The 22873-nt window shown below is 72.9% G+C and carries 18 protein-coding genes; 9 read left to right on the top strand and 9 right to left on the bottom strand.

Features of this window, described 5'->3' with window-relative positions; genetic code table 11:
* Positions 1-315: 315 nt before the first annotated feature.
* The gene (gene sph / locus AB0I16_RS28965; protein WP_363252561.1) at positions 316-1290 is read left to right on the top strand and encodes a sphingomyelin phosphodiesterase; all 975 of its coding nucleotides are present in this window, start codon (positions 316-318) and stop codon (positions 1288-1290) included.
* A gap of 61 nt (positions 1291-1351) precedes the next feature.
* Here sph and AB0I16_RS28960 read toward each other — a convergent pair whose 3' ends face one another.
* On the bottom strand, positions 1352-2713 hold the full coding sequence (locus AB0I16_RS28960) for a PhoX family protein (RefSeq protein ID WP_363252560.1): 1362 nt from the start codon (positions 2711-2713) through the stop codon (positions 1352-1354).
* Between the two features lie 125 nt (positions 2714-2838).
* Complete coding sequence (zapE, locus tag AB0I16_RS28955) at positions 2839-3930, bottom strand: cell division protein ZapE (protein ID WP_363252559.1); 1092 nt, start codon at positions 3928-3930, stop codon at positions 2839-2841.
* Positions 3931-3967: 37 nt separating this feature from the next.
* Here zapE and AB0I16_RS28950 point away from each other — a divergent pair, with 37 nt between their 5' ends.
* The 4 genes from AB0I16_RS28950 (at position 3968) to msrB (ending at position 7435) form a co-directional block, all read left to right on the top strand.
* Positions 3968-4816 carry a pyrimidine reductase family protein gene (locus tag AB0I16_RS28950; protein WP_363252558.1) on the top strand — a complete coding sequence of 283 codons (849 nt, stop codon included), beginning with the start codon at positions 3968-3970 and terminating at the stop codon, positions 4814-4816.
* Positions 4817-4949: 133 nt separating this feature from the next.
* Complete coding sequence (locus tag AB0I16_RS28945) at positions 4950-5420, top strand: indole-3-glycerol phosphate synthase (RefSeq protein ID WP_363252557.1); 471 nt, start codon at positions 4950-4952, stop codon at positions 5418-5420.
* 192 nt (positions 5421-5612) lie between these two features.
* Entirely contained in the window at positions 5613-7016 is a 1404-nt protein-coding gene (gene murC / locus AB0I16_RS28940; RefSeq protein ID WP_363252556.1) for a UDP-N-acetylmuramate--L-alanine ligase, read from the top strand.
* A gap of 11 nt (positions 7017-7027) precedes the next feature.
* Positions 7028-7435 carry a peptide-methionine (R)-S-oxide reductase MsrB gene (msrB, locus tag AB0I16_RS28935; RefSeq protein WP_363252555.1) on the top strand — a complete coding sequence of 136 codons (408 nt, stop codon included), beginning with the start codon at positions 7028-7030 and terminating at the stop codon, positions 7433-7435.
* Between the two features lie 56 nt (positions 7436-7491).
* On the opposite strand, the gene AB0I16_RS28930 is transcribed toward msrB, so the two are convergent.
* The 7 genes from AB0I16_RS28930 to AB0I16_RS28900 all read right to left on the bottom strand — a co-directional run bounded on the left by AB0I16_RS28930 (position 7492) and on the right by AB0I16_RS28900 (position 16920).
* The gene (locus AB0I16_RS28930) at positions 7492-8853 is read right to left on the bottom strand and encodes a M28 family metallopeptidase (RefSeq protein WP_363252554.1); all 1362 of its coding nucleotides are present in this window, start codon (positions 8851-8853) and stop codon (positions 7492-7494) included.
* A 274-nt stretch (positions 8854-9127) separates the two neighbouring features.
* Positions 9128-9517 (bottom strand): D-ribose pyranase, encoded by a 390-nt coding sequence (gene rbsD, locus AB0I16_RS28925; protein ID WP_363252553.1) that lies wholly within the window; start codon positions 9515-9517, stop codon positions 9128-9130.
* Complete coding sequence (locus tag AB0I16_RS28920) at positions 9514-10440, bottom strand: ribokinase (RefSeq protein WP_363252552.1); 927 nt, start codon at positions 10438-10440, stop codon at positions 9514-9516. Before AB0I16_RS28920 ends, rbsD begins: the two co-directional genes overlap by 4 nt.
* A gap of 76 nt (positions 10441-10516) precedes the next feature.
* On the bottom strand, positions 10517-12460 hold the full coding sequence (locus AB0I16_RS28915) for a substrate-binding domain-containing protein (RefSeq protein WP_363252551.1): 1944 nt from the start codon (positions 12458-12460) through the stop codon (positions 10517-10519).
* A complete protein-coding gene (locus AB0I16_RS28910; protein WP_363252594.1) occupies positions 12450-14030 on the bottom strand; it encodes a sugar ABC transporter ATP-binding protein in 1581 nt (526 codons plus the stop codon). The genes AB0I16_RS28915 and AB0I16_RS28910 overlap by 11 nt, the downstream gene beginning before the upstream one ends.
* A gap of 11 nt (positions 14031-14041) precedes the next feature.
* Complete coding sequence (locus AB0I16_RS28905) at positions 14042-15085, bottom strand: LacI family DNA-binding transcriptional regulator (RefSeq protein WP_363252550.1); 1044 nt, start codon at positions 15083-15085, stop codon at positions 14042-14044.
* Positions 15086-15651: 566 nt separating this feature from the next.
* On the bottom strand, positions 15652-16920 hold the full coding sequence (locus AB0I16_RS28900) for a DUF1266 domain-containing protein (protein ID WP_363252549.1): 1269 nt from the start codon (positions 16918-16920) through the stop codon (positions 15652-15654).
* 381 nt (positions 16921-17301) lie between these two features.
* On the opposite strand from AB0I16_RS28900, the gene AB0I16_RS28895 reads away from it, so the two are divergent.
* From AB0I16_RS28895 to AB0I16_RS28880, 4 genes are all read left to right on the top strand, one after another.
* Positions 17302-19677, top strand: a complete 2376-nt coding sequence (locus AB0I16_RS28895; protein WP_363252548.1) for a GTPase-associated protein 1-related protein — start codon at positions 17302-17304, stop codon at positions 19675-19677.
* Between the two features lie 124 nt (positions 19678-19801).
* Positions 19802-20464 carry a tellurium resistance protein gene (locus AB0I16_RS28890; RefSeq protein ID WP_363252593.1) on the top strand — a complete coding sequence of 221 codons (663 nt, stop codon included), beginning with the start codon at positions 19802-19804 and terminating at the stop codon, positions 20462-20464.
* Complete coding sequence (locus tag AB0I16_RS28885) at positions 20461-21357, top strand: protein phosphatase 2C domain-containing protein (RefSeq protein WP_363252547.1); 897 nt, start codon at positions 20461-20463, stop codon at positions 21355-21357. The genes AB0I16_RS28890 and AB0I16_RS28885 overlap by 4 nt, the downstream gene beginning before the upstream one ends.
* 17 nt (positions 21358-21374) lie before the next feature.
* The gene (locus tag AB0I16_RS28880; RefSeq protein ID WP_363252546.1) at positions 21375-22724 is read left to right on the top strand and encodes a protein kinase; all 1350 of its coding nucleotides are present in this window, start codon (positions 21375-21377) and stop codon (positions 22722-22724) included.
* Positions 22725-22873: the final 149 nt, after the last annotated feature.

The following is a 22873-nucleotide window of genomic DNA, read 5'->3' as shown; positions in this document are numbered from 1 at the left end:
TCGGGGGTGGGGTGCGGAGGCTGTCGGCGGGCCGTCGGCGGCCCGGCGGGCGGGCGTCGGGTGCCGCCCCTCACCTCCGGGGCGGAAAGGCGTCCTCGCCGCCTCCGAAGGCCGTACGGGGGCCGTTCGGGGCGCTGTTGGAGCGGCTTTTCCGGGCGGTACGGCTGTCGACGGGGGAGCACGGCCGAGACGGGCGGGACCGGTGTGTTCACGCGGAGTATCCCCAGAAGTAATCGCGGGTGGTTGGATGTGCAGCCGCCCGCCCATCAGGCGGTCACCCCCCCTCGCCTGCCCCCCTCACCCCGAGGAGTCTCCGTGCCGTACTCAGCGCCGAGCGGGCCCCGCGCCGCCGCGGTCGCCGCCGTCGTCGCCGCCACCCTGGCCGCCGCCGTCCCGCCCGCCCACGCGGCCACCGCGCCGCCGCCGCTCAAGGTGCTCACGTACAACACGTTCCTGTTCAGCAAGACGCTGTACCCGAACTGGGGCCAGGACCACCGCGCCAGGGCCATACCCGAGGCGGGGTTCTTCCGGGGGCAGGACGTCGTCGTGCTCCAGGAGGCGTTCGACAACTCCTCGTCCGACGCGCTGAAGAGCGCCGCCGCGGACCGCTACCCGCACCAGACGCCCGTGCTGGGCCGCTCCAGGAGCGGCTGGGACGCGACCGGCGGGGCGTACTCCGCGGTGGCGCCCGAGGACGGCGGCGTGACGGTCCTCAGCAAGTGGCCGGTCCTGCGCGAGGAGCAGTACGTGTACAAGGACGCCTGCGGCTCCGACGCGTACTCCAACAAGGGCTTCGTCTACGCCGTCCTCGACGTGAACGGCGTCAGGGCGCACGTCGTGGGCACCCACACCCAGTCCACCGACCCGGGCTGCGGCGCGGGCGAGGCCGCGGCCACGCGCGCGAAGCAGTTCAAGGAGCTGGACGCCTTCCTGGACGCCAAGAAGATCCCGGCGGACGAACAGGTCGTCGTGGCGGGCGACCTCAACGTCGACGGGCACGGCTCCGAGTACGCCTCGATGCTCGCCGCCGGCGGCCTCGTCCCGGCCGACGCCCGCACGGGCCACCCGTACTCCTTCGACACCCGCGACAACTCCGTCGCCGCCGAGCGCTACCCGGACGACCCCCGCGAGGACCTCGACCACATCCTCCACCGCGAGGGCCACGCCCGCCCCGCCACCTGGCGCAACGACGTGCTCAAGGAGCGGAGCGCCCCCTGGACGGTGTCGAGCTGGGGCAAGGAGTACACGTACACGAACCTGTCGGACCACTACCCCGTGACGGCGTACTGACCGTCGGCCGCGCGGCCGTCCCTCCGCCCCGGACGCGGGCGGAGGGGCGACCGGTGCGCCCCTACTTGTGCCAGGGCCCCGTCACCGCGAACGTCGTGCCGGGGGTGTAGCAGTTGACGTACATCGTGTCGTGGTCGGGGGAGAAGGTGACTCCCGCGAACTCGCCCCACTCCGGTTCCTCGGGCGTGCCGATGTTCTGGCGCCCGCGGGCCATCGCGTAGACCTCGCCCCGGCGGGTGACGCCGTAGACGTACTGGGCGCCGCCGCCGTCCTCGCAGACCATCAGGCCGCCGCTGGGCGCGAGGCAGATGTTGTCGGGGGACTCGCCGGGCAGCTGGACGTCCGTGGCGGGGCCGAAGACGATCACCAGGGTGAGGCGGCGGCGCGCGGGGTCGTACCGCCAGATCTGGCCGAAGTGGTCACCCGCCGAGCCCTCCGTCCTGCGCGCGAAGGACGAGACGAAGTAGACCGACGAGCCGCCCCAGTAGCAGCCCTCCAGCTTCTGCGCGTGGGTGATGCCCTTCTTGCCGAAGTCCTGGTGGCGGATGGGCGTCCGCACGGCCAGCGGGTCGGGGACGTCGACCCACTCGATGCCCTCGAACGTCGCGCCCGTCTCCTGGACCGAGGACAGGTCCGGCACGCCGGGCACGCGCATCGCCTGCAACCTGCCGCCCGCGCGCAGCGACCCGCGGCCTCCCTCGGGCTTCTTCGGCAGGAAGCGGTAGAAGAGCCCGAAGGGCTTCTCGAAGGCGTCCTCCGTCTCGTAGACGATGCCGCGCCGCGGGTCGACGGCGACGGCCTCGTGCTGGAAGCGGCCCATCGCGGTCAGCGGCACCGCGCCGGTGCGGCGCGGATCGACCGGGTCGACCTCGAAGATGAAGCCGTGGTCCTTGGTGTAGCCGTTCGTGCCGGCCTTGTCCTCGGTCTCCTCGCAGGTCAGCCAGGTGCCCCAGGGGGTCGGACCGCCGGCGCAGTTCACGGCCGTCCCGGCGATCGCGACGCGCTCGCCCAGGACGTCGTTCCGCCGGTCGAGCGAGAGCGCCGTACAGCCGCCCTTGGCCATCGGGTCGTAGGTGAGGCCCTTGACGGTCGGTACGCCGATCTTGCCGGTGACCCGGTTCTCGTGGTTGCGGACGAGGTGGACCCCGCCGTCGCGCCCTCTGAAGGCGGCCATGCCGTCGTGGTTGCTCGGCACCTTGCCCTCACCCGAGCGGAGGTCGTCGCCCTCCCGTGAGAGCACCTTGTAGCGGAAACCTTTCGGCAGGTCGAGCAGACCCTTCGGGTCGGGTACGAGCGGGCCGTACCCGGCCTTCCCCAGCGCGGCGGCGCTGCCCGCGAAGAGCTCGGAGAGAGCGCCGGTGAAGGCGATTCCCGCCCCCACCGCACCGGTACGGGCGAGAACCTGACGTCGAGTGGCAGACATATGGGGCAACCTCCTGCTGGCGGACAGGAATATGACCGGATGTGTGTACCACGCGCCTTGGTGATCGGGAACCACGCGCGTAGCCATCGGTTTCTCCGCGGCCCCTGCCGGCCCCGCTGCCGGGCCTACGCGCCGACGAGCCCCTTGGCGTCCCTGGCCAGTGCCGTGAGCCGCGATATCGCCCGGAAGTACTTCTTCCGGTAGCCGCCGTTCAGCATGTCCTCGCTGAACAGCCGGTCGAAGGGCACACCCGACGCGAGCACGGGCACCTCCCGGTCGTACAGCCTGTCGGCCAGCACCACGAGCCGCAGCGCGGTCGACTGGTCGGGGACCGGCGTGACGTCCGTGAGGCACACGGCCGCGATGTCGTCGGTCAGCGCGCCGTACCGGCTCGGGTGCACCGTGGACAGGTGCTTCAGGAGCTGCGGGAAGTCGTCGAGCGAGGCGCCCTCGGTCGCGTGGGCAGCCTTGGTGACCTGCTCCTCCGAGTACGGGGCGGGGGCCTCGGGCAGGCCGCGGTGCCGGTAGTCGTCGCCGTCGATGCGCAACGCCCTGAAGTGCGCCGACAGCCCCTGGATCTCGCGGAGGAAGTCGGTCGCCGCGAAGCGGCCCTCGCCGAGCTTGCCCGGCAGCGTGTTCGAGGTCGCGGCCAGCGCCACACCCTGCTCGACCAGCTTGGCGAGGAGGGACGAGACGAGCACGGTGTCGCCCGGGTCGTCGAGTTCGAATTCGTCGATGCAGAGCAGCCGGTGCTCGCTCAGCGTGCGCACCGTCTGCTGGAAGCCGAGCGCGCCCACGAGGTTCGTCAGCTCGACGAAGGTGCCGAATGCCTTCTGCGCCGGCGCCGCGGGCGTCGCGTGCCAGAGGGACGCCAGGAGGTGGGTCTTGCCGACGCCGTAGCCCCCGTCGAGGTAGATGCCGCGGGGGCCCGTGGGGGCGGCGGCCTTGCGCTGGAACCAGCGCTTGCGGCCCGAACCGGAGGCGTGCGCTCCGCCGAGTCCCGCCGCGAAGGCGCTCAGCTCGCGGACCGCCTCGGTCTGGCTGGGCCTGGCGGGGTCCGGGATGTACGTGTCGAAGCGCACGGAGTCGAAGCGCGGCGGCGGCACCATCTCGGCGACCAGGCGGTCGGCGGGGACGTGGGGCTCGCGGGCGCACAGGGACCGCGGGGCCGCTTCGGCGGTGGGGCGGGGCGCGGGGGCGGCGGGGGATGACGACACGGTTCCCCAGCTTAAACGGCGTGCGAGACTGCCGGTCATGCGACGTCTGTTTCCTGTGACCGACCAGACAGTGCCTATGGGTGACCAGGTGGCCACCGGGAGTGGCCAGGTGCTGCCCGAGGGTGACCATGCGGTGTCCGCGGCCGGCCGGGCGGTGCCCGGGGGTGACCGCGAGTGGGGGCTCGACGAGCTGGCCGAGGCGTACGCCTACCCCGTGGGCGAGCGGCCCTGGCTGCGCGCCAACATGGTGTCCACGCTCGACGGCGCCGCCCAGCACGACGGCCGTTCCCAGCCGATCTCCAACGACACCGACATGCGGATCTTCGGCACCCTGCGCGGCCTCGCCGACGCCGTGATCGTAGGGGCCGAAACGGTACGTCTTGAGGGGTACCGTCCGGCACGCGCGCGTGAGGCCTTCGCCGCGCGCAGGGCGGCGGCCGGTCAGACCCCCGCGCCCGCCATCGCCGTGGTCAGCGCGAGCCTGGACCTGGACTTCTCGCTCCCCCTCTTCACCTCGCCCCTGACGCCCACGCTCGTGGTGACGGGGGCCGCCGCGCCCGCCGACAGGATGGAGGCGGCCCGCAAGGCCGGTGCCGAGGTTGTGATCGCCGGGGAGGGGGCGACCGTGGCGCCGGAGCGGGTCGCGCCCGCCCTCGCCGAGCGGGGGCTCACACGGCTGCTCACCGAGGGCGGGCCCCGGCTGCTCGGGCAGTTCGTGGCCGCACGGGCGCTGGACGAGCTGTGCCTCACGGTGTCGCCGATGCTCACCGCGGGGGACGCCCAGCGGATCGCCGGAGGGCACGCGCTGGTGACGCCGGACCGGTTCGTCCTGGCGTCCCTGCTGGAGGAGGCCGGGTTCCTCTTCACCCGATACCGTCGAAGCTGACAATCGGCGGAATCACTCGTTCCGTTTGGCTTCGGCCGGGCAGACTAGAACTCGCAGGCCCCGTGGGGGCACGGGGCAGGATGGTTTCCGCGCGGGCCTCATGGACGGCCCACGGATGAGAAGGGCGCCTGCCGTGTTCACAAGCGTATTGATGATCGAGAAGGCCCTGACCTCCGCGGACGTGGAGTTCGTCACCACCTTGCACGGGGACGAGCCGGTCAGCTTCCATGTGCTGCTCCAGCCCAGGGGGGACCAGGCGGACCGTCTGCTGCGGGCCATCGACGACGTCGCCCTCGGGGAACTCGACGAGGCGGCGCGGGAAGGGTCGACCCCCGAGGGCGAGGACGCGACGGGCCCCGGCGAGCAGGCGCTGCGGGTCTCGCTGGCCGCGTTGCGCGCGGCCGGCTGCGGGGCGACGGGGCGGCTCATCGAGGACCACCCGCTGGACGCGCTGTCGGCGCTGGTGGACGAGGCGTCGGCGGACGAGGTGATCGTGCTGACCGACCCCCACTACGTGGAGGAGTTCTTCCACCGGGACTGGGCCTCGCGGGCGCGGCACAAGGTGGGGGTGCCGGTGCTGAAGCTGTTCTCCCACAGCGCGTGACCCGGCCGGGGCCTCGGGGGTTCTCCGCTCCGGCTCTTCTTCCGGGCGCCGGTCGGCCGTGGTCGCTCGCGCCCTTCCCCGCGCCCCTCGTAGGGGCGCTTCGCGTGACCCGGGGCGGCGTGCGAATAGGCTGGGGCCCTGATCCGGCCGTAGACGTAAGCGGCACCGTCGTCACTTCAGGGAGACACACGCATGGCACCCGGCCTGCCCCAGTCCATGGCCGACATGGACCGACCGCACTTCATCGGCATCGGCGGCGCCGGAATGTCGGGGATCGCGAAGATCCTGGCCCAGCGCGGTGCCGAGGTCGCCGGCAGTGACGCCCGCGAGTCCGCCACGGCAGAGGCGCTGCGCGCGCTCGGCGCCACGGTGCACATCGGGCACGACGCCGCCCACCTCGCCTCCGACGCGACCTGCGTCGTGGTCTCCTCCGCGATCCGCGCCGACAACCCCGAGCTGGCCCGCGCCGCCGAACTCGGCATTCCGGTCGTGCACCGCTCGGACGCCCTGGCCTCGCTGATGGACGGCCTGCGGCCGATCGCGGTGGCGGGTACGCACGGCAAGACGACCACGACGTCGATGCTGGCGGTCACGCTCGCCACCCTCGGCCTCGACCCGTCGTACGCGATCGGCGGCGACCTCGACGTCCCCGGCTCGAACGCGCTGCACGGCGAGGGCGACATCTTCGTCGCCGAGGCCGACGAGAGCGACCGCAGCTTCCACAAGTACGCGCCCGAGGTCGCCATCGTCCTGAACGTGGAGCTCGACCACCACGCGAACTACGCCTCGATGGACGAGATCTACGAGTCCTTCGAGATCTTCGCCGGGAAGGTCGTCCCCGGCGGCACGCTCGTCATCTCGGCGGACCAGGAGGGCGCGGTCGAGCTGACCCGGCGCCTGCGCGGCCTCGACGGCTTGAAGGTCGTCACGTACGGCGAGTCCGAGGGCGCCGACCTGCGCATCCACAAGATCAACGCACGGGGTCTCACCAGCGAGGTCACCGTCCTCCTCGACGGCAAGCTGCTCACCTTCACGGTCTCGGTGCCCGGCCGCCACTACGCCGGCAACGCGGTCGCGGCCCTCGCCGCCGGCGTCGCGCTCGGCATCCCGTCCCGGAACATGGCGGGCGCCCTGAAGTCCTACACCGGCGTCAAGCGCCGCCTCCAGCTCAAGGGCGAGGCCGCGGGCGTCCAGGTGATCGACTCCTACGCCCACCACCCGACCGAGATGACGGCCGACCTGGAGGCGATGCGCTCCGCGGCGGGCGACTCCCGCATCCTCGTCCTCTTCCAGCCCCACCTGTTCTCGCGCACGCAGGAGCTGGGCACGGAGATGGGCCAGGCCCTCGCGCTGGCCGACTCCTCCGTCGTCCTGGACATCTACCCGGCCCGCGAGGACCCGATCCCCGGCGTCACCAGCGACGTGATCGTCGACGCGGCCCGCGCGGCCGGCGCCGAGGTGCGGGCCGTCCACGACAAGGACGAGGCGGTGCGGGAGATCGCGGGAATGGCGAAGCCCGGTGATCTCGTTCTCACCATGGGAGCGGGCGACGTCACCGACCTCGGCCCGCGGATCCTGGCCCACCTGTCGAAGTGAGGGATTGCACCATGGCGTACGACGTCGAGAAGCCGGACGAGCAGTGGCGGACGGAGCTGACCCCTTCGGAGTACGCGGTGCTGCGCCAGGCCGGTACGGAACCGGCCTTCGTCGGTGAGTACACGGACACCACGACGCGGGGCGTCTACTCCTGTCGCGCGTGCGGCGCGGAGCTGTTCACGTCGTCGGAGAAGTTCGCGTCGCACTGCGGCTGGCCGAGCTTCTACGACCCCAAGGACACGGACGCGGTCGAACTCCTCCAGGACACCTCGCACGGCATGGTCCGCACGGAGGTCCGCTGCGCCCGCTGCGGCTCCCACCTGGGCCACGTCTTCGAGGGCGAGGGCTACCCCACGCCCACCGACCAGCGCTACTGCATCAACAGCATCTCCCTGCGGCTGACGCCCGAGGAGGGGTGACGCCCGAGGAGGACTGAGGTCCGCGGCGGGGCGTGCGCCCCGCCGCGGGACCGACGTCAGAAGGTCAGCTTCCAGCTGTTGATGTACCCCGTGTCCTGGGACGCCACGTCCTGGACGCGGAGCTTCCAGGCGCCGTTCGCGGGCTCACTGGAGGCGTCGACCGTGTAGGACGCGATGACGTTGTCCGCCGAGTCGTTGCCGCTGGAGTTCTTCAGGCGGTACGCGGTGCCGTCGGGGGCGAGGAGGTCGACGACCACGTCGCCGCGCCAGGTGTGGCGGATGTCGACGTCCGCCTTGAGGGTGGCGGGGGCGTTGCCGGTGCGGCCCGTGACGTTCACCGTCGAGGTCACCGCGGCGCCGTTGTCCGGGATGGCGACGTCCGTGGTGTTCTCGTAGACGTCGCCCGGCGGGACGGGCGTGTCCGTGGCGAGGGCCCAGACCGTGTGGGCGATGGCGTCGCTGTTGCGGTCCAGGGCCGTGTCGCTGATGTTCGACGTGGTGTCGCACGACGAGTGGTAGCAGCGGTCGAAGGCCTGGCCGGCCGTGCCGCCCCACTTCTGGGCCTGCGCGCTGGACTTGGCGCGCTCCGCGCCGCTGAAGAGGCCGCCGACGGGGATGCCGACGTTCTTGAACGGGGCGTGGTCGGAGCGGCCGTCGCCGTCGGTCTCGATCTCCGTGGGGACGTTCAGGCCCGCGTAGTAGTCCTTGAACGTCTTCTCGATCGTGGGGTCGTCGTCGTAGACGAAGTAGCCCGGGTTCGGGGAGGCGATCATGTCGAAGTTCAGATAGCCGCTGACCTTGGAACGCTCCGTCGACGGCAGGTTGTTCACGTAGTACCGCGAGCCCACCATGCCCAGCTCCTCCGCGCCCCACCAGGCGAAGCGCAGGTGCTTGGTGGGCTTGAGCTGGGCCCGGGAGACCGCGAGCGCCGTCTCAAGGACGCCCGCCGAGCCCGAACCGTTGTCGTTGACGCCGGCGCCCGAGGAGACGCTGTCCAGGTGCGCGCCCGCCATCAGCGTCTTGCTCGTGTCGCCGCCCGGCCAGTCGGCTATCAGGTTGTAGCCGGTCGCGCCGCTCGACGTGAACTGCTGGACGGTGGTGGTGAAGCCGGCCGCGTCCAGTTTGCCCTTCACGTAGTCGATGGAGGCCTTGTAACCGGGCCTGCCGTGCGCGCGGTTGCCGCCGTTGGCCGAGGCGATGGACTGGAACTGGGAGAGGTGCGCCTTGACGTTGGCGAGCGGGATGTCGGGTGCCGCGAGCGCCGCGGCGGGCGCCGGAGGGGCCGCGAGCGCCGAGGGCGCGGCCGTCGCGAGGAGGCCCGCGGCGGCGAGGACGGCGACGCCCGCGGTGGCGCGTCTCAGGGCTGTGCGTCTCAGCACCCCGGGCACGGCGGGCCGGACGGATCGGGAGAGGCTCATGTGGGGCTCCGAATTCCGAACAGAAGGTGGGGACGGAACGTGCGAGGCGCCCTGCGACGCGGGTGTCGCGGGGCGCCTTTGGAGCTGTGCGTTGCCTGATGCTGAAGGCGGGGCGTGTTCACGTCAAGAGCGGAATCCGGTCACAATGCGGGCAGGCGTGTTCGCATAACGGACCGGACCTTGAGAGGACGGGCCCGTCAGCCCGTCAGCCCGTCAGCCCGCCATCACGTCGGTCGGCCCCCCTCCGCCCCTCCGCCCCACGGCCCTCCTCCCCTCAGAAGAAGACCCCGCAGCGCAGCAGCACGTTCGCGTACGGGCGGGCCTCCCCGGTGCGGACCACCAGGCGGGCCCCGGCCGACAGAGCCTTCAGCTCCTCGTGCGGGACGAGGCCGAGGGCGGGGAGGGACTCCCGCAGCAGCCGCGCCGCCGCCGGGTTGGCCTCCGCCACCTCGCGCGCGGCCGTTCCGCCCTCCACCACGAGCTCGGCGAGCAGACCGTCGAGGACCTCCGCGAAGGACGGGACCCCGGCGCGGAACGCCAGGTCCACCACGCGCGGACCCGCCGGGATCGGCATGCCCGCGTCGCAGACGAGGACCGTGTCACCATGGCCCAGCTCGGCCAGCGCGCCCGCGAGATGGCGGTTGAGGATGCCCGACCTCTTCACGAGGACGCGACCTCCGGCGCCACCGACGACAGCTCCACCGCGGTCGGGTACGAGTCCTGCGCGCCCTTGCGGGTGACCGCCGCCGAGCCCACCCGCGCCGCGTAGGCCGCCGCCGTCGCCAGGTCCTCGCCGAGGCCGAGGCGCCAGCCGAGCGCGGCGGTGAAGGCGTCGCCCGCACCGGTCGTGTCCACCGCCTCCACCCGCGGGCTCTCCACCCGTACGGGCTCCGCGCCCCGCTCGGCGGTGAGCGCGCCCTCGGCGCCCAGCGTCACCACCACCGAACGGGGGCCGAGCGCCAGGAGACCCCGCGCCCACTCCCGCGGCGTCTCGCCCGCGCCGTCACCGAGGATGAACCGGGCCTCGTGCTCGTTGACCACCAGCGGGTCGCAGGCGGCGAGCACCTCGTCGGGCAGCGGGGCCGGCGGCGAGGGGTTCAGGACCAGGCGGGCGCCGGGCCGCAGCCCGCGCGCGACCTCGGCGACCGTCTCCAGGGGGATCTCCAGCTGGGTGGAGACCACCCGCGCCGCCGCGAGCAGGCTGCCCGCCGCGCGGATGTCCTCGGGGGTGAGGCGCATGTTGGCGCCGGGCGACACCACGATGCTGTTGTCGCCCGACGGGTCCACCGTGATCAGCGCGACGCCGGTCGGGGCGCCGCCCACCAGGACGCCCGCGGTGTCCACCCCGGCCGCCCGCTGCGCGTCGAGCAGCAGCGTGCCGTGCGCGTCGTCGCCCACCCGCGCGAGGAGCGCCGTGCGCGCCCCCAGCCGGGCGGCGGCCACCGCCTGGTTGCCGCCCTTGCCGCCGGGGTGGACGGCCAGGTCGGAGCCGAGGACCGTCTCGCCCGGCGCCGGCCTGCGCTCCACACCGACCACCAGATCGGCGTTGGCCGAGCCCACGACCAGCAGCTCGTAGTCGTCGTTCATGTGCTGTTCCCTGCTTTCGTACGGTGCCGGCGCGGCGCGCGGCCCGGGGTTCGCCCGGGCCGCGCGCCGAAGGAGGTCAGGAGAAATTCTTCACGTTCTTCGCCGTGACGACCTTCACCGGTACCTTCACCATCTCCTCGACGTCCTTGCCCCGGGCCGCCCGTACGGCGTTGCGCACGGCGATCCGGCCCAGCTCCGCGGGCTGCTGCGCCACGGACGCGTACAGCGTGCCCGCCTCGACCGCCTTGAGGCCGTCGGGGGTCCCGTCGAAGCCGACCACCGGCACCGACTTCCCCGCCTTGCCGCCGAGGGCCTTGACCGCGCCGAGCGCCATCTCGTCGTTCTCGGCGAAGACACCGTCGACGCCCTTGTGGGACTGGAGCAGGTTCGTCATGACGTCGAGGCCCTTGGTGCGGTCGAAGTCCGCGGGCTGCCTGGCGACGACCTCGATGCCGGGGTACGCCTTGATGCCCTCGGCGAAGCCCTGCCCGCGCTCGCGGCTCGCCGACGTGCCGGGCGTGCCCTGGAGGACGACGACCTCGCCCTTGCCGCCCAGCTTCTCGGCGAGTGACTTCGCCGCCAGCTTGCCGCCCGCGACGTTGTCGGAGGCGACCAGCGTGGCCGTCTCGGCCTTGTTGACGCCGCGGTCGGCCGCGATCACCGGGATGCCGGACTTGTTGGCGCCGCGCACGGCGGGACCCGCCGCGTCGGAGTCCACCGGGTTGACGATGATGGACTCGACGCCCTCGCCGGTGAAGTTCTGGAGCTGGTTGGACTGCTGCGAGGCGTCGTTCTGCGCGTCGGTGACCGTCAGGTCGACGCCCGCCTTCCCGGCCTCGTCCTGCGCGCCCTCCTTCATCTGTACGAAGAAGGGGTTGTTGAGGGTCGAGAGCGACATGCCGATCTTCGTCGAGGTGCCCGACGAACCCGAGTTGAAGAAGGACACCGCGCCGATCACGGCCGCCACGACCACGGCGGCCACCGCGTACTTGACCGCCTGCGGCCCCTTGAGCCCGGCCCCCGGGGCGCCCGACGAGGCACCCGGGGTCGCCCCGGCCTTGCGGCGCAGCGTGTCGAGCAGGACGGCGAGCGCGATGACGACACCGATCACGACCTGCTGCCAGAAGGCGGAGACGGACAGGAGGTTGAGGCCGTTGCGCAGCACCGCGAGGATGAGCGCGCCGACGAGCGTGCCGGACGCCTTGCCGACCCCGCCCGCGAGGCTGGCGCCGCCGATCACCACGGCGGCGATGGCGTCGAGCTCGTAGCCCTGCGCGGCCTGCGGCTGCGCCGAGACCAGGCGGGAGGCGAGCACGATGCCCGCGACGGCGGCGAAGAGCCCGGAGAGCGCGTAGATGACGAGCTTCTGACGCTTGACCCGCAGGCCGGAGAGGCGGGCCGCCTCCTCGTTGCCGCCGATCGCGTACATGGAGCGGCCGATGAACGTGCGGCCGAGGACCACGGCCGTCACGAGACCCATCACGACCATCACGATCACCGGGACCGGCAGCCAGTCGCCGATGGTGTCGCCGAGGTGCGAGACCGAGTCGGGGAACGGGATCGGGCTGCCCTGCGAGATCACCAGGGAGAGCCCGCGGGCCACCGACAGCATCGCGAGCGTCGCGATGAACGGCGGCAGCTTCCCGTAGGAGACGAGCAGGCCGTTGACGAGACCGCAGGCCAGGCCCGCGGCGACGGCGAAGATCACCGCGAGCCAGACCGGCATCCCCTGCGAGGTCGCCGTCCAGGCGAGGACCGTGGCCGAGAGGGCGGCCACCGAACCGACGGACAGGTCGATGCCCGCCGAGACGATCACGAACGTCACGCCGAACGCGAGGATCGCCGTCACGGCGGCCTGCACGCCCACGTTGAGCAGGTTCTGGGTGGTGAGGAAGTCGCCGGAGAGCAGCGACATCGCCACGACCAGGACGATCAGGGCGCTCAGCGCGCCGTTGTCGAGCAGGACGCGGCGGAGCGAACTCGCGCCACCCGCGTCACGCTTCACGGTTTCAGTGGCCACGGGAGCCCTCCGCTTCTTCTTCGTTCTGTCCGTCGTTCCGTACGGGGCCGGCCGCCGCCGTGTTGCTGACCGCCAAGGCCATCACCGCGTCCTGCGTGGCTTCCCCGGCGGGCAGTTCGCCGGCGATCCGGCCCTGGGCCATGACCAGGACCCGGTCGCTCATGCCGAGCACCTCCGGCAGGTCGCTGGAGATCATCAGGACCGCGTGGCCCGAGGCCGTCAGTTCGTTGATGAGCTGGTAGATCTCGACCTTCGCGCCCACGTCGATGCCGCGCGTCGGCTCGTCGAGGATCAGCACCTTGACGTCGGCGAGCAGCCACTTGCCGATGACGACCTTCTGCTGGTTGCCGCCGGAGAGCGTGCGCACGTGCTGGCCGAGCCCGGCCATCCGTACGCCGAGCTGCTCCGCGATCCGGGCGGCGTCCCGCTGCTGCGCCTTGAGGTCCACGAACCCGGCGCGGGTCGCGGAGCGCAGTGTGACCAGGCCGAGGTTCTCCCCGACCGAGGCGTCGAGGACGAGGCCCTGGCCCTTGCGGTCCTCGGGCACGAGGCCGATGCCGGCACCCATCGCGGCGTTCACGTCGTGCCCGGGCAGCCGCTCTCCGTGTACGTCGACGGTGCCCGCGTCGTACGGGTCGGCGCCGAAGACCGCGCGCGCCACCTCCGTACGCCCGGCGCCGACCAGGCCCGCGAGGCCGACGACCTCACCGGCCCGCACCTCGAAGCCGACGTCGTGGAAGACGCCGCCCCGGGTGAGACCCTCGACGCGGAGCAGCGGCGGGCCGACGTCCGGCCGCTCGCGCGGGTACTGCTGTTCGATGCTGCGGCCCACCATGAGCCGTACGAGTTCGTCCTCCGGCGTGGAGGCGGGCACCTGCTCGACGCTGCGGCCGTCGCGCAGGACGGTGACGCGGTCGCCGAGCGCGGCGATCTCCTCCAGGTGGTGGGTGATGAAGACGACGCCGACGCCGTCCGCGCGCAGGGTGCGCACGATGGCGAACAGCTTCTCGACCTCCTCGGAGGTCAGTACGGCGGTGGGCTCGTCCATGATGAGCACGCGCGCGTCCAGGCTGAGCGCCTTGGCGATCTCGACCATCTGGAGCCGGGCGATGCCCAGTTCGCGCACCTTGGCGCGCGGCGAGACGGCCAGGCCGACCCGCTCCAGGAGGACCTCGGCGTCCGCCTCCATCTTCTTGCGGTCGACGAGGCCGAGGCGGCGCGGCTGCCGGCCGAGGAAGATGTTCTCGGCGACCGTCAGGTCGGGTACGAGGTTGAACTCCTGGTAGATGGTGGCGATGCCGAGCCGCTCGGCGTCCTGCGCGCCGTTGATCCGCACCTCGCGGCCGGCGGCCAGGATGCGGCCGCTGTCGGGACGGTAGGCGCCGGACAGCATCTTGATGAGGGTGCTCTTGCCCGCGCCGTTCTCGCCGAGCAGGACGTGCACCTCCCCGCGCCGCAGGTCGAAGTCCACGGAGTCGAGCGCGACGACCCCGGGGAAGGTCTTCCTGATGGCTTCGACGCGCAGCAGTTCCTCGTGCGCGTCCTTCTCCTGTGCGCCGCGCTTCGCCATCTCCTGGCCGCTCACGGGCTGCTCCTTCGTACGCGGGTGTCCTCGCCGCAGGAACGCCGGACGACGAGGCGGGCGGGGAGGGTCACGGAACGGGGGCTCCTGCCCTCGATCCGGTCGACGAGCGCGTGCACGGCGGCCCGGCCGAGCTCCGCCGTCGGCTGGGCGATCGCCGTGACCGCCGGGTCGGTGTGCACGAACCACGGGATGTCGTCGAAGGCCGCGAGGCTGATGTCGTGCGGGACCCGCAGGCCCCGCGCGCGGATCGCGTCGAGGGCGCCGAGCGCCATCAGGTTGTCGGCGGCGAAGACGGCGTCGGGCGGCTCGGGCAGGGCGAGGAACCGCTCCGTGGCGCGGCGCCCGCTGTCGGCCTGGAAGTCGCCCTGCCCGATGTAGGCGTCGGGCAGCGCGGTGCCGTGCTCGCGCAGTGCCTCCCGGAAGGCCTCGACGCGCTCGCTGCCGGTCGTGGTGGCCGCGGGGCCCGCGATGATCGCGAGCCTGCGGTGGCCGAGGCCGTGCAGATGGGCGACCAGGTCGCGCACGGCCTGCCGGCCGTCGGAGCGGACGACGGGCACATCGGCGCCCACGCCGGGAATCCACCGGTCCACGAAGACCATCGGGGTACCGGCGCGCACGGCGTCGAGCATCAGCGGTGAGCCGCCGTCGGCGGGGGAGACGAGCAGGCCGTCGATCCGCCGGTCGAGCAGTGTCCGCACGTGGTGGTCCTGGAGCTCGGGCCGCTCGTCGGCGTTGCCGATGATCACGCTGTAGCCGAGGGCGCGGGCGGCCTCCTCGACGGAGCGGGCCAGCTCGGTGAAGTACGGGTTGAGCACGTCGCTGATGACGAGGCCGAGGGTGTGCGTCTGGTGGGTGCGCAGGGACCTGGCCACGGCGTTCGGCCGGTAGCCGAGCGCCTCGACGGCGGCGAGCACGCGCTCCCTGGACCCGGGGCTGACCGAGGGATGCTCGTTCAGGACCCGCGACACCGTCGCCACGGAGACCCCGGCCTCGGCCGCGACGTCCTTGATCCCGGCCGAGCCGGGCGGACTGGGGGTCATCGCCGCTCCCACCTCCTTGTGGAATCGATTACACGGAGGATTGGAAACGATTACACGGTCGGCTGGCAAGGGGTTCGAGGGGCCGCTGGGGCTAGTGAGACCTGATTGTGATGGTCGGGGGTGGGGGGCTGACGGGCGCGATCGGGCCCGATGGGGTTGGGCGGGCCCGATGGGGTTGGGCGGGCCCGATGGGGTTGGGCGGGCTGGATGGGGTTGGGCGGGCTGGATGGGGTTGGGCGGGCTGGATGGGGTTGGGCGGGCCGGATTGGGCTGGTGGGGTCCGATGGGGTTGGTCCGGGCCGGTCGGCTTGGTCGGGTGCGATGGGGTGTCGGGCTCCGTGGGGTTGTGGGGCCGGGGACGGGTTGGCGGGGGGCCGATGGGGTTGGCGGAACCCGATGGGGTTGGTGAGGCCCTATGGGGCTAACGGGGTCCGATGGGGATGGTCCGGCCCGGTCGGCTTGGTCGTGCGATGGAGTGCCGGGTCCGGTGGGGTTGTGGGACCGGGGGCGGGTTGGCGGAACCGGTGGGGTCCGGTGGTGGTGGTCGGTGTCGGACCCGTCGGGGGTCAGGTCGGGCGGAACGGCACCGTCAGCCACGGGCTGTCCGGGTCCGTGGTCAGGGCGCGGTGGGCGTGGAGGACGTCCGTGTACCAGGTGCCGAACGACTCCTCGTCGAAGTGCAGGCAGCGCCCGAGCACGTAGCCCGCCGAGAACTCCTCCCACGAGCCGTACGCGGCCTCCGCCGCCCGGGAGGCCCGTTCCAGCGCCGTCCGCATCTCCGCCTCGGTGGCGTAGCGCGCGCCCCTGCCCCAGCGGGCCATCTTGGAGGCGCGGCCGATGTCCCAGGCCGCGACGGTGCGCACGAAGCCGTCCGGCGGCAGCAGCTCGTCCGCGCGGAAACGGGCCTCGTAGCGCAGGACCTTGCCGACCAGGTCGCGCATGGCGGTCACGAAGTCGTCCAGGTCCGGGTCGTCGCCCGGGCGGTGCGGGGTGCCGGGGCCGCCGGTCTCCACGACGCGGTTGCGCAGGGTGACCTCGACGCACTCGCGCCACCGCTCGGGGTCGAGCCGCGGGCCGACCTCGGCGAGCACCGCGACCCGGGCGCCGAGCACGAAGTCCCAGTACCACGGGCTGACCTCGCGCGTCAGCAGGCGCTCCTGCGTCGCCAGCCACTCCTCGCGGCTCGTCACGCCCCAGGACTCGGCGAGGCGGCCGACCTCGTTGTGGTGGCCCGCGCCGTGCCAGTGGACGGTGTTCCAGGGGTCGCCGTTGGCGAAGCAGAGGTGCGCGCCGCAGGCGAGGCCGTGCAGGAGGGGCCCGGGCGCGGGTGCCCCGGTGCGGCGCGTCTCGATGCGGTCGCCGAGACCGCCGGTCCGGTGGTGGCGCTCGTGCAGCTCGGCCCAGACCCGCCGCTCCTCGTCCGTGGTGAGGAAGTACTGCTCGCACGGCGTCGCCGCGTTGACCGCGAGGACCTGGACGTCGTCGGGGCACCCCTCGGCGAGCGCGCCGAGCGTCACGAACTCGTAGACCACGGCCGGGTGCGGGCGTGGGAGCAGCCCCGCCGTGTACACCTGCGCGGCCTTCCTGCCGTCCGGCAGGTCGACCGTGAGCAGCGGGCTCGACTCCGCGTCCGGGTCCTTCTCGTGCGGGGCGGCGACCGGGCGGTACAGGCCCTCCACGGCGATGGCCCGCAGATAGGTGTACGCGTCGTCGGCCTCGCGGAGTTCGTACAGGTGCTGTTCCAGGTCGGCCGGGGCCTGCCAGGGGCTCCCGTTCTTCGGGGCCGGCACCCACGGGAAGATCTCGTCGTGGGGTTCGTCCTCGTCTGCGGCCATCTGGTTCTCCGGTTCCGTCTCCTGGGTGGATCTTGAGTTTACGTGGGTGGCGTGGGTGGGCCGTTTCTGAGTCGGGGGTGCGTCTGCCGGGTTGATCTCTGTTGCCGGGTGCGGGTTCTCTTCGGCTGGTCGCGCAGTTCCCCGCGCCCCTGGGGGGCCGGTCGTGCGGTTTCTCGTGTCCCTGGGGGGGGTGGTCGCGCAGTTCCCCGCGCCCCTGGGGGGCCGGTCGTGCGGTTCCTCGTGCCGCTGGGGGGGGCTGGTCGTGTGGTTCCTCGTGCCGCTGGGGGGCGGTCGTGCGGTTTCTCGTGCCCGGTGGGGGCGTGGTGGGGGGAAGTTGGTGGACGGCCTGCGGGGGCGTGGGGTTCGCGGTCAGAATGTGGCATGGCCATCCGTCGCCTCAGTTACCGGCTCGACCAGGAGCCGGACACCGGAGCCGTCCGTCTGATCCCCGCACAGCCCGTGCGGTCCCCCCACGAGGAGCCCCGGCACCGCATAGCGGTGACCGGTCTCGGGCCCGCCGTCGAAGACGTCATCGGCACGGGCTCCGAGCTGAGTTACACCCTGCTCCCCGACGGCGGCAGGCTCCTGTGCGCCACGCTTTCCGGCCGGCGCGTGGAGGCGCTGCACCTGAGCGCGGGCACGCCGGGGCCCGGTTCCGTGTGGCCGATCGACACCTGGCGCTCCGCCACCTGGGAGCCCGACGCGGGGGAGGAGCTGGGGGCGGGCTTCGTCGAGTCCGAACTGCCCGTCACACGGGCGCACTTCGACAGCGGGCGCCTCGTGGAGTTCGCCAGGGCGCGCGCGGAGCGGGTCGCGCCCTTCCTCACCGATGTGCGCCGCCTCTTCGCCGACCCGGCGGGACGGCAGATCGTCCTGGTCGAGGAGGACCCCGAGGCCGTGGCCCACTGGGTCGCGCTGGCCTGCGCCTCGCTGCCCGAAATCCACGTCCCCGCCCTGACGTTCACCACCTGGACCACCGATCCGCACCGCGCCCCGCAGCAGATCATCGGCATCGGCCCCGGGGTGGAGTTCGACCGCGACGACGCGACGGTCGAGTACCTCTACCGCGTCCACGACGCCACCGGAGGCCGCCAGAGCCCGCCCGCCGCGGCCGACGCCTGGGCGCAGCTCACCGCCGAGCGCTGGATCTCCGGCAGCCCGCCCGCACCCGGCACGGGGGCGCGCGCCGACGACGCCTTCGCCCTGATCCCGCTCATCTCCGGCGGGGGCGGCGGAGACCGGCCGGGCGCGGCGGCCCTCACCGGCGCCGACCTCGCGGGGCTCGGCGGCGACTCGCTGCACGCGGTCCTCGACGCATTCACCAAGTCCGTGACCAGGGGCGAGGCCGACGCCGCCACGCTCGACCGGCTCGAAGCGCTGTGCAGGGAAGTGGAGGGCGAGCAGGCGCTCGCGGCGCGGCCCCTCGCCCTCGCCCTCGTCAAGCACCGCCTCGACACGTCCCGCACCGGCGGCGCCCTCCCCGGCCTGGCCGCCTTCGAGGGGCTGCCGCTCGGCAAGGACGCCTGGCGGGAACTGCGCGAGGAGTACGGTCAGCGCGCCGACGACGCCCTGCGCGGGGCGCTGCGCGGACCCATCCCCGCCTGGGCCGAACCGCTGCGGCTCGCCCTCGCGGTGGGCGCCGACAACGGCCCCGGGATCGCCGAGGCCATGGACCGCCTCGCCGACGCCCTGCTCCACCCCGAACAGCACGAGTGCGCCCACGCGGTGCGGCTCCTCGACGACCTCGGTCACCTGCCGTTCATCCGCCGGGTGCTGCGCATGCTGATCGTCGACCTCACCTCCCGCAAGCTGGACCGGGTGCGGGAGCTCGCCAGGTCCCCCCAGGGCGTGTGGCTGCAGCGCAACATCGAACAGGCGCCGCCCACCGTGCGCCTCGCCGCCGCCGCGGTGCTCTGGTCCGGGGCCCCCGACCACCTGCGCGGCGCCGAACTGTTCGAGGCGCTCGTCGGGCTCCTGCCCGGACGGCGCGTCGGCGACGTCGCGACGCTGCGGCTGCTCTGGCGCCTCGTGTGGCGCAGCAAGGTGCCCGACCACGCGGACGTCGCGTGGGTCGCCCGCACCTGCACGCCCCGCCTCGTCGTCGACGCGGGCCACGGCCGAGGGATCATCCACTGGGTCAGGGACCCCGACCGCTGCGATCCCGAACTGGTCGCCTACGCCCGGGACATGCGGGGCGACGCGCAGCTCGGAGTGGCCGACCGCGCCACCGCCGACCTGCTCGTGACCGCCCAGGACCTCGCCGACGGCCGGCTCGGCGTCACGCGGGCCTCCGTCGGCCGCCTCGGCGAGCTCGGCCGCAAGGCCGGGCCCCTCAGCCGGGTGCTGCGGCTCGGCGTCGACGAGCGGGTGGGGCGCGCGCTCGCCAGGGCCGACCCGGTCGACGTGCGCGAGTCCCACGGACTGCGGCTCCTCGTCGCCGCGAGCCCGGAACTGCTGAGCGCCTACCGCGCGTACTTCACCGACGCACCCATCCGGGACGGCATGGTGCGCGAACTGCCCGACCGGCCCGCCGAGTTGGCCGCGTACTACTACCTCTGGCGCCCCCGGCGGCGGTCCGGCGTCACCGACGAGTGGCGCGCGGTCGCCGAGGAACTGCTCGGCCAGGTGCTCGCCCCCGTCGTCGCGCACATGGACGAGCACCACCTCGGCCGGGTCGCCACCGTTCTCCAGCGGGAGAACCAGGACCTGCAGGGGTGGACGGCGTGGCGCCACCGGATCGAGCAGCAGGACGAGTGACCTCCACGTCCGTGCCCCACGGGGCCACGACCGCGGGCCCGCCCGCACCCATCACGCTCCACAGGAAAGGAACAGCGTGAGCGACACCACCCAGACCCTCGCCGACAACTTCCCCGGCGGCAGCATGGCCAGTCGGCCCGTCCACTTCATCTGGATGCTCGACTGCTCGGGCTCCATGGGCGTCAACGGCAAGATCGGCCAGCTCAACTTCGCCATCCGCGAGGCCATCCCCGAGATGCAGCAGGCCGCCCAGTCCAACCCCGCCGCCTCCCTGCTCGTGCGGGCCATCACCTTCGCCAGCGGCGCGAGCTGGCACGTCAGCGACCCCACCCCCGTCGACCAGTTCTCCTGGGAGGACGTCCACATCTACGGCGGCACCGACATGGGCGCCGCCTTCAAGCTGGCGGCCGGCGCGCTGCAGACCCCGCCGATGCCCCAGCGCGCCCTGCCGCCGGTCCTCGCCCTCGCCTCCGACGGCCAGCCCACCGACGACTGGCGCGCCGGGCTCCGCGCCATCGACGGCACCCCGTGGGGCAAGCGGGCCGTGCGCGTCGCGGTCGCCATCGGGGACGACGCCGACAAGAGCATGCTCAAGGAGTTCCTCGGCAACCCCGAACTGGAGCCGCTCCAGGCGAAGAACCCCCGCCAGCTCGCCGCCGCCATCCGCTGGATGTCCACCGCGGTCGTCAAGGACGCCTCCACGCCGAAGGTCGACGACGGTTCGAGGGCTGTGACGACGCCGATCGACGTGCCGTCGATGACCAAGGGCGAAGACGACATCTGGTGACCGAACCGGGGACAGTGACGGAACGCGACCCGGCGGCAGGCACACCGACGGCCGCTCCCTGGACGCTCATCAGCGGCGCGGTCAAAGGGGTCGCGAAGAAGTACAGCCAGGACCGCAGCGCGCTCCTGCCCGTCGCGGGAGGGCGCGCCGCCGTCCTCACGGTCGCCGACGGACACGGCAGCGCCGCGCACTTCCGCAGCGACCTGGGGGCGCGCTGGGCGGTCGAGGAGTTCACCGCGTGCGCGCGGGCCTTCGCGTACGAGGCGGTGCGCGTCGGCGGTGACGCGGCGCACTGGACCGGGCTGCGCGAGGAGGCGCGCCGGCTGCCGCAGCAGGTCGGCCACCGCTGGCACGAGCGGGCCCTGCTGCACGACTGCAACGCGCCCGCCCACGGCCCCGCCGTCCCGCGCCGCACGGCCGGGGAGCGTGAGGGGCCCCGGGACCTCGCCGCCTACGGGAGCACCCTCATAGGCGCCGTCCTCACCGAACACATGGTGTTCTGCTGGCAGTTGGGCGACGGTGACTTCGTCCTCGTCGACGACGCCGGCACCCCGCACACCCCGCTCTCCACCGGCCCCGACATGGGCGACGAGACCGACTCGCTCTGCGAGCCGGAGCCCTGGCGCAAGATGCGCTCGTACTGGCAGCCGTTCACCGGCGGGCCCCCGCCGTGCGTGCTGCTCTCCACCGACGGGCTCTCCAAGAGCTTCACCGACGACCAGGGCTTCCTGGACTTCGCCACCGGAGTCCGCGGACGCGCCGCCGAGCAGGGCGTCGCCGCGGTCCAGGCCCAGCTCCCGGACTGGCTGGCGCGCGCCGCCACGTTCTCCGGGGACGACACGACCCTCGTGGGCGCCATCGCGGCGTCCGCCCAGCACAGCGACGACAGCTGAGTGCAGGAAGGAACAGCATGACGAACGGCATGCTCGCCGCCGGAAAGACCCTGGTGGCCGAGTCGGGGGAGAAGCTCAAGGTCGCCGAGCTCTTCGGCTCGGGCGGCCAGGGCGAGGTCTACCGCGTCCAGACGCCCACCGGCGACCGCGCGGTCAAGTGGTACTACCCGCAGCTCGCCGACGCCAGGCAGCGGACGATCCTCGAAGGACTGATCGACAAGGGCTGGGACGACGACCGCTTCCTGTGGCCGCGCTCCATCGTGATGGACCCCGAGGGCGAACAGCCCGGCTTCGGCTACGTGATGGACGTGCGGCCCGCCCGCTTCTGCGACCTGCCCGCCCTCTTCCGCCGCGACCCCTCGGTCTCGGCGGCGACCATGCGCACCCTGGTCACCGTGGCCCTGCACACCGTGGAGGCGTACCGCGCGCTGCACTCCCGCGGCATCGCCTACCGCGACATCAACTGGGGCAACATCTTCTTCGACCCCGGCACCGGCGACATCCTGGTCTGCGACAACGACAACGCCGTCGTGGAGGGCGCCGAGGCGGCCGTCGAGGGCACCATGGACTTCATGGCGCCCGAGCTGGTGCGCGGCGACCGTGGCGCCATGCCGGGCACCCAGAGCGACCTCCACTCGCTCGCCGTGCTGCTCTTCTACCTCCTGATGAACGACCACCCCTTCAACGGGGCCCAGCAGTTCAGCATCCGCTGCCTCGACCCGGCGGCCAAGCGCAAGCTGTACGGCACGGACCCCGTCTTCGTGTACGACCCCAACGACACCCGCAACCGCCCGGTCGCCGGAGAGCAGCCGACCGTCGTCGCGAGCTGGGACGCGCTGCCGCAGATCCTGCGCGACCTCTTCGTCCGCACCTTCACCATCGGCCTGAAGGACCCGACGCAGCGGGCGCGCGAGACGCAGTGGCGCGAGGCGCTGAGCCAGGTCCTCGACTCCATCACGCAGTGCGGCGCCTGCGGCAAGCAGAACCTCACCCAGCCGGACGGCGCCCCGCCCGCGTGCTGGAAGTGCCGCACCACCCTGACCCTGCCGCCCCGCCTCGAACTGGCCACCGGCACCGGGTCGCTCCGCACCCGGCGCGGCATCCGGCTGGCCCCGAGCGCCCGCGTCTACGCCCACCACCTGTGTGACGAGCCGGACCGGCACGACTTCACCGCCGTCGTCGGCGAGGTCACCGAACACCCGCAGCAGCGCGGCAGGTTCGGCCTGACCAACCGGACGAACTCGGTGTGGACGGCGCGCAAGGACGACGGGACCGTACGCGACGTCGACCCCGGCAAGACCATCGCGCTGCGCCCGGGACTGCTGATCGAGTTCGGCGGCGGCACGGAGGCGGTGGTCAAGGAGTAGCGCCACGCGGGCGGCACCGCCTCAGAGCCTGTCTTTGAACCCTCGCCTGCGCCTCGACGCCCGGCACGCCCGCTCGCCGCACGGCGCCCCCGGACAGGTGGCTCCGCCACATGACCGGGGACGCCGCACGCCGATCGCACGCACCGACC

The organism is Streptomyces sp. NPDC050703 (assembly GCF_040654435.1).
GTDB lineage: Bacteria > Actinomycetota > Actinomycetes > Streptomycetales > Streptomycetaceae > Streptomyces.
The sequence above is the reverse complement of the archived record's forward strand: the minus strand, read 5'-3'. Positions and strand labels throughout refer to the sequence as shown.